Origin of the sequence: Demequina sp. (assembly GCA_024707205.1) — a bacterium.
GTDB lineage: Bacteria > Actinomycetota > Actinomycetes > Actinomycetales > Demequinaceae > Demequina.
The window spans coordinates 1,108,924-1,121,591 of the sequence record JANQAD010000001.1 but is presented as its reverse complement, the minus strand read 5'-3'; the positions used below and the strand labels follow the sequence as shown (position 1 = coordinate 1,121,591).

The 12,668-nt window shown below is 69.2% G+C and carries 11 protein-coding genes; 5 read left to right on the top strand and 6 right to left on the bottom strand.

Annotated elements, in window-relative coordinates:
- Positions 1–101: 101 nt before the first annotated feature.
- From NVV57_05750 to NVV57_05730, 5 genes are read right to left on the bottom strand one after another with little or no spacing between them, the layout of a single operon-like run.
- Positions 102–1,415, bottom strand: a complete 1,314-nt coding sequence (locus NVV57_05750; GenBank protein ID MCR6712215.1) for a hypothetical protein — start codon at positions 1,413–1,415, stop codon at positions 102–104.
- Positions 1,412–1,963 (bottom strand): sigma-70 family RNA polymerase sigma factor, encoded by a 552-nt coding sequence (locus NVV57_05745; protein MCR6712214.1) that lies wholly within the window; start codon positions 1,961–1,963, stop codon positions 1,412–1,414. The genes NVV57_05750 and NVV57_05745 overlap by 4 nt, the downstream gene beginning before the upstream one ends.
- Positions 1,964–2,011: 48 nt before the next feature.
- Positions 2,012–2,428, bottom strand: a complete 417-nt coding sequence (locus NVV57_05740; protein ID MCR6712213.1) for a DUF805 domain-containing protein — start codon at positions 2,426–2,428, stop codon at positions 2,012–2,014.
- Positions 2,429–2,457: 29 nt separating this feature from the next.
- Complete coding sequence (locus tag NVV57_05735; protein ID MCR6712212.1) at positions 2,458–3,090, bottom strand: DUF805 domain-containing protein; 633 nt, start codon at positions 3,088–3,090, stop codon at positions 2,458–2,460.
- A complete protein-coding gene (locus NVV57_05730; protein MCR6712211.1) occupies positions 3,087–4,454 on the bottom strand; it encodes an acyltransferase in 1,368 nt (455 codons plus the stop codon). Before NVV57_05730 ends, NVV57_05735 begins: the two co-directional genes overlap by 4 nt.
- A gap of 37 nt (positions 4,455–4,491) precedes the next feature.
- Between NVV57_05730 and NVV57_05725 the strand changes: the two genes are divergently transcribed.
- A complete protein-coding gene (locus NVV57_05725) occupies positions 4,492–5,799 on the top strand; it encodes an MFS transporter (protein MCR6712210.1) in 1,308 nt (435 codons plus the stop codon).
- Positions 5,800–5,943: 144 nt separating this feature from the next.
- The gene (locus NVV57_05720; GenBank protein MCR6712209.1) at positions 5,944–6,858 is read left to right on the top strand and encodes an endonuclease domain-containing protein; all 915 of its coding nucleotides are present in this window, start codon (positions 5,944–5,946) and stop codon (positions 6,856–6,858) included.
- An 81-nt stretch (positions 6,859–6,939) separates the two neighbouring features.
- Here the strand turns inward: NVV57_05720 and NVV57_05715 are convergent, their stop codons facing one another.
- Positions 6,940–8,397 carry a CCA tRNA nucleotidyltransferase gene (locus NVV57_05715; GenBank protein MCR6712208.1) on the bottom strand — a complete coding sequence of 486 codons (1,458 nt, stop codon included), beginning with the start codon at positions 8,395–8,397 and terminating at the stop codon, positions 6,940–6,942.
- A 64-nt stretch (positions 8,398–8,461) separates the two neighbouring features.
- Between NVV57_05715 and NVV57_05710 the strand changes: the two genes are divergently transcribed.
- Genes NVV57_05710 through NVV57_05700 form a run of 3 tightly spaced genes read left to right on the top strand, consistent with a single transcriptional unit; the run spans position 8,462 to position 12,655 of the window.
- Entirely contained in the window at positions 8,462–8,995 is a 534-nt protein-coding gene (locus NVV57_05710) for an NUDIX hydrolase (GenBank protein MCR6712207.1), read from the top strand.
- Positions 8,992–10,935, top strand: coding sequence for a DUF6049 family protein (locus NVV57_05705; protein ID MCR6712206.1), 1,944 nt, complete (start codon positions 8,992–8,994; stop codon positions 10,933–10,935). Before NVV57_05710 ends, NVV57_05705 begins: the two co-directional genes overlap by 4 nt.
- On the top strand, positions 10,928–12,655 hold the full coding sequence (locus NVV57_05700; protein MCR6712205.1) for a murein biosynthesis protein MurJ: 1,728 nt from the start codon (positions 10,928–10,930) through the stop codon (positions 12,653–12,655). Before NVV57_05705 ends, NVV57_05700 begins: the two co-directional genes overlap by 8 nt.
- The last annotated feature ends 13 nt before the right edge of the window (positions 12,656–12,668 follow it).

Genomic DNA, 12,668 nt, shown 5'->3' with positions numbered 1-12,668 from the left:
GCCGTTCCCGCAGCCCCCAAATGGGCTCTCAGGTTCACCAAATTCGGTTTTCGTGAACCTAGGCATCCATTTCAGGCACCCGGCCCGACGCTGGGGCCGGCTCAGCGCGCCACGGCCACCCCGGTGACGCTCTGGTTCGGCTCCTCACCGACCGGGCGCCCATCCGGGTAGGGCATGAGGACGGCGTACTCGCCCGTAGAGAGATTGGACTGCACCACCACGATCGGCGAGACGTCACCGGAGCAGCCACTGGTCGTGCCCCAGACGAGCGCGGGCCCAGTCGCACCGTATGCCTGGGCGATCGACTCGTACGGGTGTAGCTGATCTGTCGCGCCCGGAATTGGTGCGTAGCCGCCGTCCACGAGAGTTGCAAGCGTCGGGACGCAGTCGACACCGCCTATGGGAGCCACCACCCGCGTCGCTACGCGGAAGGGAGTTCCAACACCGTTTTGGCCGTCCGTTTGATAGAGAAGGTCAACAGACCCGGCCGAGGTCGAGACCCTCGCCACGTACTTTGGGCCCAGATCGGGATAGTCGTTGCCCCCACAGCGCACCAGCGAAGACTCGGCGTCAAAGGGTGCATCAACGGTGCACGTCGATGGACCGAACTCCTGCTCGGCCAGCTCTGCCGCGCCAAGCACAGCCGGAATCTGGTAGTCCGATTGCAGCCCGTCGGGCGCGATCGACACAAACGCGGCCGTCGCGTCGTCGCCGCGCCACACAGGGTTGCCGTCCGCGTCGAGGAACGCAAGCGACCACAGGTAGGGCGCGTATCCGCCCGCCTGGTAGGTGCCACCCGTCACCAGATCGAGCATCATGTAGTTCTGCTCGCCGCTCGGCAAGGTCACCGAGACCGGAACGAGCGTGGAGCCCGCCGCCCACGCCAGCACGCTCACCGTGTCGCCGGGCACATTCACCAGCTCGTAGCGATCGCCGGTGGGAGATACCAGGTAAATGACTTGCGGGCCCATGTCGTCTACCCCGTCCTTTGTCCACGCCTCGCGGTATGACACCAGTGCCCAACCCGGCCCAGCTGAAGCCCACACATCGCGCGTGATGACGGCAGCGTCGGGCAGGTGCGGGTCTGTGGTGAGGCTTCCGGTGAAACCCGGCCATGCGATGCCAGAGTGTGAAGGCGACGACGACGGTGACGACGAAACCGACGGCGACGCCGAACTCGAAGGCGAGTCCGCAACCGGCGGGGTCCCGCGCAGGCTCAGCCCGTACACAACCCCAGCACCCACGATGACGACGGCGACCGCCGCGAGCCCAGTCCGCAGCGCAGCCCTGCGCGCGTGCGCCCGGCGCACGCGACCGTGCACATCCTCCAGTGACGAGCCAGCGAGCCGCGCCCCCTCGGCAGCCCCCACCGCCCGGGCCTCGGCCCCGCCAAACAGATCTCCAAGCCCGCTCATCGCGCACCTCCCTTTGGGGTCACGACGCGGCCGAAGTCCTCGGCCGAGTCGCTGGTTCCGAGGAGGGCATTCAGCGCCGCGATCCCATCCGCGAGATAGCGCTTCACCGCGCCCTCGCTGATCGCGAGCGCGTCCGCGGTCTCGCGAGTGCTGAGCCCGTCCAGGTAGCGCAGCGCCACGCACGCACGCTCCCGCGGCGGCAGGCTGCGCAGGCCCGACGCCACGTCAAGGGCGGCGTCGACGGCACCGGCGGGGTCGGGAACGTTGGGCTCGCCGGGGAGCGACCGCTCGCGCCGCCTCGCCGCGGAGTCGGAACGCACCGCGTCCACGTAGCGCGAGGCGATGGCTCGCCGCACGTACTGCTCGGCCTGGTTGAGCGACTCGAACGAGCGCCTGGTCTTGAGCGCGGAGACCAGCGCCTCCTGCACCAGATCCTCCGCTGCTGCACGGTCCCCGCACAGCAGCATGGCGCGGCCAAGCAGTCGCGGATAGCGCTCGCTGGCGAGAACGCTCAGCGCCTCGTCCCACTTCACTGCGGTGCTCACCACGGCCCCTCCATGCAGTGAGACCGGAGCCATTGCCGGTTCGGTTGGGGGTTAGCCGCGACCCTTGGGGTCGGGGCCGTACTTGTTCGTGATCGGCTGGCCGTCGATGAGCGCCAGGATCCAGCCAATGATTGCAAGCGGGCCAAGGAAGAAGAACAGCACCCACCACTTGCCGCGCCCTATGTCATGCATGCGCCGAACGGCCACGGCGAGGAACGGGAAGAACAGGAACACCGCGATCGCGAACGTCACCGTGATGCAGATCCAGCCGACGAGCGTCACCGCGCCCACGTCGAGCTTCAACGTGTCCGAGTCGAACGCCGAGTTCACGACCATCGCCGTGATCGCCAGCGCGAACACCTCGATCAGCCACGCGACGAGCGTGTAGAGCCAGAACTCCGTGCGCCGCGCGCGAGTGGAGTAGTCGGTCCACTGACCGAGTGCCTTGAAGAAGTAACCACCGGGCATGCTGTGCTCCTTGTTGTCCGTGAGGCGGGTCAGCGCGGCGGCGCCGCGAACGGGTCATCAGTATTGCCCGACGCTGTGGTCGGGGGAATCATGTCGGGTCCCGGATCGAGTGGTGGCGGTTGGTATGCGGGGGGAGCCGGAGCGGCGGGCGGCTGACCGTACGCCGCGGGTGGCTGCGCGTAGTTGGGGCTCGTCTGCTGCAAGTGCGGCCACACGCCACCCTCGACCGCCTTGGGGTCCGGGCCGTACTTGTTGGGGCCGTTGTTCCCCTCGAGAATCGCGAAGATGAGCGGGATGATGCTCAGCCCGATGAGACTCAGCCACAGCAGGTGACCGCTGTAGCCACCGTCGTGCAGGCGGCGAACCCACACGGCGAGCGTCAGCAGGAAGGTGATGAGCCCAAGAACGAGCGAGATGCCGAACGTGGCGGCGAGGCTGGCGAGGTAGGCGCCCCAGGCGCCGTCATCGACGGTGCCGTCCGGGTTCGTGGCGGCCACGAGCGCCGAGATGCCCCCGAACATCGGGATCATCGCCAGAAAACTCAGGGGGAGGCTGACCAGGAAGATGAAGAGGTAGAACCACCAGAACTCGCTGCGGCGGGCGCGACCCTGAAAGTTGGTGAGGTTGGCGAATACCGTCTTGATCGACTGTCCGAACGTCATGAGGCAACGCTAGCGCGGCGGACGGCGAGCGTGGTCAGAAGCGCCGAGGCGCACACGAGCACGAACGAGGTCACGGAGCTCAGAGGCACTCCCACAACCGCGACGGTCGTGAGTTCGGTTATCCCGCGGAACCCGATCACCGCGAAGCCGAGCATGCCGACGATGCCGCAGGCGACGCCAACGGCCGCCACGAGCGTCCGCCAAAGCTTCGGCCCCGCGACCGGGGGCGTCTTCATGCGCTCAAAGCGGCGGAATACCAGCACCAATCCCATCACCAGCGCGAGGTACGGCACCAGCAGCAGGAGCTTCGACCACCACCAGGCGGCCGTACCTCCGGCTGGCGCGGTCGCCGGGCCTAGCCACCACCACAGGGCGTTGACGCCAACGAGCGCGGTGAAGTGCCACAGGAACGCGGTCATGGCCATGGAGCCCGCGACGACGACCGCCTTCCACGTTCGCGGCGCCTGAAGCTTGCGGGTGGCCCAGTCGCGGACGAGCAGCGCGATTCCTACCTGCGCGACGCCGAAAGCGAGCAGCGCGACCGTCGGAGGCGTCAGGTTGGACAGCTCCTCGCCGCTGTAGCTCACCATCGAGATGCCGTAGGGACCCAGCGTCACGAGTAGCACGAACGCGATGGTGCCGGCGGCGAACATCGCGGCGCCGAGTCGGCGGGGGCCCACGCGCTCGTGCAACCCGTCCGCGTAGAAGAAGCCAAGCTGGTGGATCGCGAGCCACACGAACGCGAAGTTGAGCCACTTGATCCCGTCGACGCCCCCCGCGAGGCGAATCACGTCCACCGCGATCACGGCCGCGAAGAGCGCCGCTAGCGCCCAGACACCCCATCGCTCGTGCGCTCGGAGGAGGGCCGGCGCGAACGCGGCCGCGATGAGGTAGATGCCGATGAACCACAGCAACTGGCCCAGGATCTGCAGGATCGGCGCCGTCTGGTCGCGCCACAGCGCCGCGATGATGAGGCCGGCCAGCATCCAGAACGTTACGTAGACCAGCGCGGGCCGAATGAGGCGACCGACGCGAGAGGCGACGAAGTCCGCGTAGCCGCCACCCCGTCGGGCAACTGAACGCCACCCGACCGCATGCGCGAACCCGCCCACCGCAAAGAACAGCGGCATGACCTGGAACACGAGCGTGAGCCAGCGGGTCCACGGCACCAGCTCCAGAATGTTGGTGAAACTCACCGGCGTACCCGGCGCCCACGTCACCACGCCCATGACGTAGTGGCCGAGGATGACGCCACCCAGGGCGAGCACACGGACGGCGTCGACGAAGCGGTCGCGGCTCGCAGGGGTGGCGGCGACGATGGCGTCGGCCTGCGAGGCGCGGGCCGGGGAACCTTCAACGGTCATGGCCGGGATGCTACGCGACCGCCCCTAGTCTTGGCCTATGTCCCTCGCTTCCGACCTGCGGGTGTTGTGGCGCGCGAGAGGGTTTCGGCGGCTGACGTACGCGCGGCTGATGTCGCAAGGCGGCGACGGGATGTTCCAGGTCGGCATCGCGACGGCCTTCTTCTTTGACCCGACGCACGCGACGTCCGGGCGGTCGATCGCCATCGGGTTCGCGACCTTGCTTGCGCCGTTCACAATCGTGGGGCCGTTCGTTGGGCCGCTGACCGATCGCTGGCAGCGGCAGCGGATCGTGCTCGTGGGGAACCTGGTGCGCCTGGTGCTCGTGGGGGCGATCATCGCGTGTGTCGCGGCCGGGGCGCCGCTGTGGACGCTGTACACGCTCGCGCTGCTGGCCCTGTCCGTGAACCGATTCCTGCTGGCGGCGCTCACGGCCGGGATCCCCCAGGTGGTGCCGGCCTCCGAGCTGCTCGCCGCGAACTCCGTGCTCCCGACGCTCGGGACGCTGTCCGCTGCGCTCGGCGGCGCGCTTGGGGCGATCATGTCGTTCGTGGCGCCGTCCTCTTCGGACTCGTCGATCGCGCTCGCGGCGCTGGTTGGGGCTGCGGTGGCGTTTGGGCTGTCGTCGTGGCTGACCACGTGGCTTGGTCGTACGGACCTGGGGCCCGTGGTGCCGCTCGCGAAACTCGAGTTCTTTGCCCAGGCGCGCGCCCTCGTGACAGAGCTCATGGACGGCGTGCGGCACCTCGCCGCTCGGCGCACGCCGCTGCATGCCCTGGGAGTCATGGCCGCCCAGCGCCTGCTCTACGGGATGATGTTCGTGGCCGCGATCCTCATGTCGCGGTCCATCTTCGGTGGGTCCTCCGGCGGTTCGGATGCGCTCGCGAACTTCACGATCGTGCTGGGGTTCGCGGCCGTCGGATTTGGCGTGGCCGCCGTGGTGACGCCGATCTTCGGGGAGCGCATTGACCGGCACCGATGGATCGTGTGGTGCCTGATCGTCGGTGCCGTTGGCCAAGGACTTCTTGCCGCCTCCACGGCCACGTGGGCACTGCTGTCTGCGGCGGTTGTCGTGTCATTCGCGGTGCAGGGCTCCAAGATCGCGATCGACACGATCATCCAGCGCGACACCGACGACTCCGTGCGCGGGCGCGCCTTCACGCTCTATGACGTGCTGTACAACGTGGCGTTCATCGGGGCCGCCGTGGTTGCGGGCTGGTCGCTTCCGGACTCCGGGTACTCGGCGCCCGTGATGGCCGGGCTGGTGGTGGCGTACCTCCTGGTGGCGCTCATTTACAGCCGAACCCCCCGCCACCTACCGGCCCAGGCGCCTCCACCCGCGGTTTAGGCAGCCTGCGCATACCAAATGCGAGATAGAGCCCCGGTTTAGGCAGCTCACGCATACCTTGCCCGCGAGCATCGCGCCGCCGAAGTTATCCACAGATTCGCTGAGGCCGAAGCGGCCCGAGGCACTCAACGCTTCACTGACCTCATGTATCTGAGCACCTGGGCGCACCAGATGGCGAGTGACGTCGCGCCGCGGACCTTCGAGCAATTGGGCGAGGTCATGAGCCGCAAGACCATCACCCGCGCGCTTGAGTCGGGCGCGCTGACTCGACTCGTCCCGGACCAGTTCTGCCTGACGATGCACGCCGACTCCTGGCTCATGCGCTCTCGCGCGGCAGTGGAGTGGGCTGGGCCCGGTGCTGCGCTCACGGGCCTCGCGGCACTCGCCGTCTATGGGTACGCGCCGGTGCCCATCGACCTGATCCAGGTCGCGGTGCCCGCCGGTGGGCACCGCAGTGGGCCGCCCTGGATTCGCGTGCGATCGCTCACCATGCCCTTCCCCACGACCATTTGGAGCCCGGCAACTCCACTCACATCTCCGGAACTCGCGCTCGTCTTGGGCTACGGGCAAGTGCCGCCGCGGCGGAGGGCGACGTTCCTGTACCGCGCCATAGGAACGGGGCTCATCACGGCCCGCGAAGCGTCGGACCTTGCGGGCGTGCTGACCCGAGTCCCAGTCAAGCGCGAGCTGCTCGCGCGGCTCAAAGCCAGCCAGGCCGGAGCCGAGAGCTACCTCGAGGAGCGCGGGTGGGCCACCGTGTTCGTCGGGAAGGAGTTCGAAGACATGGTGCCGCAGCACAAGCTGCGCGTTGGCCGCGAGCGCTTCCGCGTGGACGCGTTCCACCTTGCGACCAGGACCGCCTTCGAATTCGACGGCGACGAGACCCATGACGAGCGGGAGGATCGCAAGCGCGACATTCGTCGGGATGCGCTGTTGGCGACGATCGGCGTCCAGACGGTGCGATTCGCGCGCGAGACCGTGCTGGCGAAGCCGGAATGGTGCCAGGAGATCGCGCTCGAGACCATTGACTATCGCTCAAAGTATGCGTGGATTGCCTAAACGCGGGCAGTGTGGTGCGTTTGGTATGCGCAGTCTGCCTAAACCAAGGGGAGTGGTGCGCGCGGGGTCGGGTGCGCGGCGTCAGCCTCGCTTCGCCCACCATTCCTTGAGCTCCGCGCTTGCGCGCTCTTCTCCCAGGGGGCCGTGTTCCATGCGCAGTTCCAGCAGGAACCGGTAGGCCTCGCCCACCTCGCGTCCCGGCCCGATCCCCAACAGCTCCATGATCTGCGTGCCGTCCAGGTCCGGGCGGATCGCGTCGATCTCCTCGCGCTCTCGCAGCTCCGCAATCCGGGCCTCGAGGTCGTCGTAGGCAAAGGACAACCGCTCGGCCTTGCGCTGGTTGCGCGTCGTCACGTCGGCGCGCGTGAGCCGGTGCAACCGCTCGAGCAGCGGGCCCGCGTCCGTCACATAGCGCCGCACCGCGGAGTCGGACCACCGAGCGTCCACGTATCCGTGGAACCGCAGGTGGAGCTCCACGAGCGTGGAGACGTCACGCACCACGTCCTTCTCGAACCGCAGCGCCTTGAGCCTCCGCGCCGCGATCTTCGCGCCAACGACCTCGTGGTGGTGAAACGACACGCCCCCGCCCGGCTCCAGGCGCCGCGTGGCCGGCTTGCCGCAGTCGTGGAGCAGCGAGGCGAGCCGCAGCACCAGGTCGGGCGCGGGCACCGGCCCGTCGGGCCCGGTCTCGAGCGCGATCGCCTGCTCCACCACCGTGAGCGTGTGCTCGTAGACGTCCTTGTGATGGTGGTGCTCGTCCACCTCAAGCTGCAGGGCCGGCAACTCAGGCAGCACGACCGAAGCAAGCCCCGAGTCCACGAGCGCGCGCAGCCCCTCACGCACCCAGGTCCCGAGCAGTAGCTTCGCCAGCTCGTCCCTGCACCGTTCCGCGGACACGATCGCCAGCCGCGACGCCATCGCGGACATCGCCGCGAACGTCGCGGGCTCCACCTCGAAGCCCAACTGCGACACGAAGCGCGCCGCGCGCATCATCCGCAAGGGGTCATCGCCAAAGGAGATGTCGGGCGAGATCGGCGTCCGCAGCAGCCCGCCGGCGAGGTCCTCGAGCCCGCCAAAGGGGTCAACGAACTCCAGCGACGGCAAGCGGACGGCCATCGCGTTGACGGTGAAATCCCGCCGGGCCAGGTCGTCATGCAGCGAGGTACCAAAGGCAACGACCGGCTTGCGCGTCTCACCGTCGTACTCGTCCGCGCGGTAGGTCGTCACCTCCACGATCACATCGCCGCGCCGCGCCCCAATGGTTCCGAATTCGCGCCCCATGTCCCACGTCGCGCGCGACCACTGGCCAAGCAGCGCCTCCGTCTCCTCCGGGCGCGCCGAGGTGGTGAAGTCCAGATCGGCCGTGGACCGCCCAAGAAACGCGTCCCTTACCGGCCCACCCACGAGCGCGAACTCATGCCCAGCGTCGGCGAACAGCCGCGCCAAGGTCACCACATCGTCGGGCAGCGCCGTCCATAGCCCGACGCTGCGCGTGCGCAAGGCGTCCAGGCTCGGCAGTGCGGGTGGCTGGTTTGGCATGGCGACAAGCATCCCACGGGCGGCGGTGACCCAGGTGAGCGGGGCCCCTCGTTAGGCTGGCCCCATGTCCACGCCCCCCGTGCCCCGGCCGCCGAGCAGCGCGCCGCTGTCAGGGATCGGCGGGCAGCGGCCGGAGCCGGCGCGGCAACCACAGCTTCCCGTGAGCAACGAGATCTCCGCTGGTGGGATCGCGATTCGCATCGAGGATGGCGTCGCGTATGCGGCCTGCATCGGCCGCCGCAACCGCGCGGGCCGGCTCGAGTGGTGCCTTCCCAAGGGTCACCTCGAGGCGGGAGAGACTCCGCAGCAGGCGGCGGTCCGCGAGGTTGCGGAGGAGACGGGGATCGAGGCCGAGATCATCCAGCCACTCGGCACCATCGACTATTGGTTCACGGGCGACGACCGGCGCGTTCATAAGGTTGTGCACCACTTTCTCCTTGAGGCCAAGTCGGGCGACATCACGACCGCGCAGGACCCCGACCAGGAGGCGGAGGAGGCCCGCTGGATTGCGGTGACGCACCTCGCGGGCGAGCTGGCCTTCCCGAACGAGCGCAAGATGGCGCAGGCGGCGGCCGCGCTGCTGTCGATCGACACGTGATCCGCCGACTCGTCACTGCTGTTGCGGTCGCGCTGCTGGGCCTCGCGGGCGCGGGCGCCGCGACCGCCGCTCCCGCACCAACCGCGCTAACCGCACCAGCCGCACCAGCCGACGCCGCAGGAGCCGCCACGCTCTCGCTCACCGGGTACGGGCCGGCCGTGCTCATCCCCGGAAGCAGCCTCGCGGTGGCCGCGACGGTCTCGAACCCGACCGCGCTCGGCAAGGCCGGCCTCAACGTGGCGCTGAAGGTCACGGACTCTCCCATCACCACCTCTGCGGCGCTCGAGAGCTTCCTCGCGAACCCCGGGATCTTCACCACCCGCACGGCCGCGACCGCGATCGTCAACTCCTCCGCCGTCGGCTCGGCCCCCAACGTTCTCCCGCCGGGAGGCATGGGCAAGGTCGAGCTCGCGGCAACCCCCACCACGCTTGGGTTCCCCGCGGATTCCGCCGGCGTGTACGGGGTGGTCATCGCCATCACCGACGCGATGGGCACCGTCACCGAGCAGACCGCAGCAGTTACCTGGTACGACGCGCCAATCACGAACCTGCCCCTGGCCCTCGTGGCCACGGCGTCGGGCTCCGAGGAGCGGGTGCAGCAGGTTGTCGCGGCCGCGAGCGACGCGGACGCGACGCTCGCCATCGACCCCGTCTCGCTGACCGACGCCGCGCAGGCGGAGGCGCTCGCCTCCAGCCACGAGCTCTTTGGCCTGCCCTCGGAGAACCCGGACCTCACCTCGATCGCGCACTCGGAGGACCGCACCCTCCTCGACTTCGCCATCACCGACGCCGCCACCAACGGGCAGCCCTCCCTGCGCGGCCTGCCGTGGCTCGCGACCATCCCCGTCGTCGATTCGCCCACGATCGCGCTCGCCGCGAGCAACGGCGCGGTCGCCGGCCTGCTCGACGTCACGGGCGGTGCGCGCATCAGCGCGACCGCCCCCGTCGCGGACGTCCAGGCGGACGGCGCCACGCTCCCGGTTCTGGTCCCCAACCTGAAGCTTTCGCGGCTGCTCGCCACCTATCGCCCCGGCATGCCCGACGCTCCGGCTCGCCTTGTCGCGGAGGCGGCCCTCGTTGCGCTTCACGGCGACGGCACCACTCCCGTGGTCGTCGCCCCCGGCTCGGCGTGGCAGCTGACGGAGCTTGGCGCGTCGTCGTCGGTGACGGCGCTGCTCGACGCTCCGTGGGTGCAGCCGGTCACCGCGCGGTCCGTGATCGACGGGTCTCATAGGGCACAGGTGACGGCCCCGGATCTCGCCGGAACCGACAACGACCTCGCCCCGGACCTGATCGCCGCGAGCGCTCGCCAGCTCACCGACGTCCAGCAGCTTTCCGCCACCGCGGAGGACCCGTCGAGCATCTACCTCCCAGGGGGCCGCAAGCTGCTGGAGCCACTCGCGTCGAACCTGCGCGCGGACCCCGCCGCCCGGGGTGCCACCTACCAGGCGTCGCGCGATCAGGTGAGCGGGCTGCTCGCTTCGCTCCACGTGGCCGCCGGCTCGGATGTCAACCTCATCGCGGCGTCGGGCAACGTGCCGGTGACCCTGCACAACGACTTGGGCGTCGACGCGACGGTGACGGTCGTGATGCGCTCGAGCTCCCCGAATCTCATCGTCCACGACCAGCCGGTGGTGACCATCCCTGCTGGCGGCGACCTCACCGTGCACATTCCGGTCAGCGGCGTGAAGAGCGCGAATGTGACCACCACGGTGGCCCTCGAGAACGGGGACGGCGACGTGGTGGCGGCGCCGCAGGCGCTGCGCGTGCGGGTGCGCGCGGATTGGGGCAACGCGATCACGGTGGTCTTCGCGATCGGCCTTGGGCTGCTGCTGATCGCCGGGCTGATCCGTACGGTGAGGCGCGGTCGCGGGAGCACCCGCATGGCGCCCGCCGGCGATGAGCCGCGGGATACTGACGCCGGAGGTGACGATGGCTGACGAGCCGCGAGGCATCCCTGAGGTGCCGGAGGCGTCCGAGGCCATCGACGCGGAGGGCGGGCCAAGCGTTCGCGTCACCTCTCTTGGTCGCGCGACGGCCATCATGGCGTCGGGCACCCTTGTCTCGCGCGCGCTCGGCTTTGTGCGCACGGCCCTGCTCGCTGCCGCCGTCGGTGGCATCGCGTTCGGCGCGAACGCGTACGACGTTGCCAACCGCATCCCCAACGCGCTGTACGCGGTGCTCGCCGCCGGCGTGTTCAACGCGGTGCTCGTGCCGCAGATCGTCAAGGCGTTCCACCGCCCGGACGGCAAGCGCACCGTGGACCGGATCGTCACGATCATCCTCGCGCTGTCGCTCGGGGTCACGGCGCTGTTCACAATCGCCGCCCCCATCGTGGTGCGGCTGTACTCCGACAGCACGTGGACGGCCGCGCAGCGCGACCTCGCGACCGCGTTCGCCTTCCTCGTCATCCCGCAGCTGTTCTTCTACGCGGCGTACACGATCCTCGGCGAGGTGCTCAACGCGCGCGAGCAGTTCGGGCCCTACATGTGGGCGCCGGCGCTCAACAATGTGATCGGGATCGCGGGCCTCACCGCGTACCTCGTGGTCTTCGGCTCGTACACCCCGGAAAATGACGGACCCGGCACGTGGTCCACCGCGCGGATCCTGTGGCTCGCGGTGCCCGCCACCCTCGCGATGGCGGCGCAGGCCGGAATCCTGCTGTGGCCACTCATCAAGGGCGGGTATCGGCCCGCCTTCGTGCTGCGCGGCCCCAAGGGGGAGCTCGCCACGGTTCGCACGGTGGCCGGCTGGGCGCTTGCCGCGGTGATTATTGAACAGGTGGGCCTGCTGCTCGCGGTGAGGGTAGCGTCGGCCGCCAACCCGGAGGGCGTGGACCCCACGATCCCTGGAAACGCGGCCTACACCCTCGCCCTCACGCTGTACCTGGTGCCGCACTCCCTCGTCACCGTCTCGCTGCTCACCGCACTCAACACGTCGATGGCGAAGAACTGGACCAGGGGCGACGCCGAGGGCACTCGCGTGGACGTCGCGCGAGGCATGCGGCTCACCGCCGCCTTCACGTTCTATGCGACCGCCGCGCTGATCGTCCTCGCCCCCATGCTCGCGCGCACGGCGTTCCCGACGCTGTCCGTGCCCGTGGTCCACTCGATAGCCCTGGTGCTGATCGCGCTGTCCCTCGGCATGGTGCCCCTTGGCGCGATGGTGCTCGTGAAGCGGGCGCTCTTCGTCCTCGAGGACGCGAAGGGCATCTTCCTCATCCACATCCCCATGACGATCACGCTCGTCGGCGTCGCGTACCTGGGCAAGTTCACTCTCGATGAGAAGTGGTGGACGGTCGTCATGGCGCTGGGCCTGAGCCTGTCGAACCTCGTTGGCCTCGTACTGCGATCCGGGGGCCTCAAGCGCCGGCTCGGGAGCCTCGGCGGGCGTGGGGTTGGCCGCGTGCACTGGTTCGCCGCCGTCGCCGCGGTGGTGGCCGCCGGTGCGGGCTACGCGTTGCGCCTCGTCCTCCCCGACGTCGCGGACGTGTCCACGAACGACACCATTGCGAGGGTGGTCGAGGGCGGAGCGATCTGCCTGGCGATCGGCCTCATCATGGGTCTCGTGTACGTCGCCGTGATGAAGGTGCTGCGCGTCGAGGAGGTCAACGCGGTGGTCGGTTCCGTTACTCGCCGACTGCGTCGCAACGTACGATAGGAACTCGTGACCC

Coding starts and splice junctions, on each gene's coding strand:
- NVV57_05725 (MCR6712210.1), top strand. CDS start 4,492: ATGTCCCTCGCTTCCGACCTGCGGGTGTTGTGGCGCGCGAGAGGGTTT.
- NVV57_05720 (MCR6712209.1), top strand. CDS start 5,944: ATGTATCTGAGCACCTGGGCGCACCAGATGGCGAGTGACGTCGCGCCG.
- NVV57_05740 (MCR6712213.1), bottom strand. CDS start 2,428: ATGCCCGGTGGTTACTTCTTCAAGGCACTCGGTCAGTGGACCGACTAC.
- NVV57_05710 (MCR6712207.1), top strand. CDS start 8,462: ATGTCCACGCCCCCCGTGCCCCGGCCGCCGAGCAGCGCGCCGCTGTCA.
- NVV57_05700 (MCR6712205.1), top strand. CDS start 10,928: ATGGCTGACGAGCCGCGAGGCATCCCTGAGGTGCCGGAGGCGTCCGAG.
- NVV57_05730 (MCR6712211.1), bottom strand. CDS start 4,454: ATGACCGTTGAAGGTTCCCCGGCCCGCGCCTCGCAGGCCGACGCCATC.
- NVV57_05735 (MCR6712212.1), bottom strand. CDS start 3,090: ATGACGTTCGGACAGTCGATCAAGACGGTATTCGCCAACCTCACCAAC.
- NVV57_05715 (MCR6712208.1), bottom strand. CDS start 8,397: ATGCCAAACCAGCCACCCGCACTGCCGAGCCTGGACGCCTTGCGCACG.
- NVV57_05750 (MCR6712215.1), bottom strand. CDS start 1,415: ATGAGCGGGCTTGGAGATCTGTTTGGCGGGGCCGAGGCCCGGGCGGTG.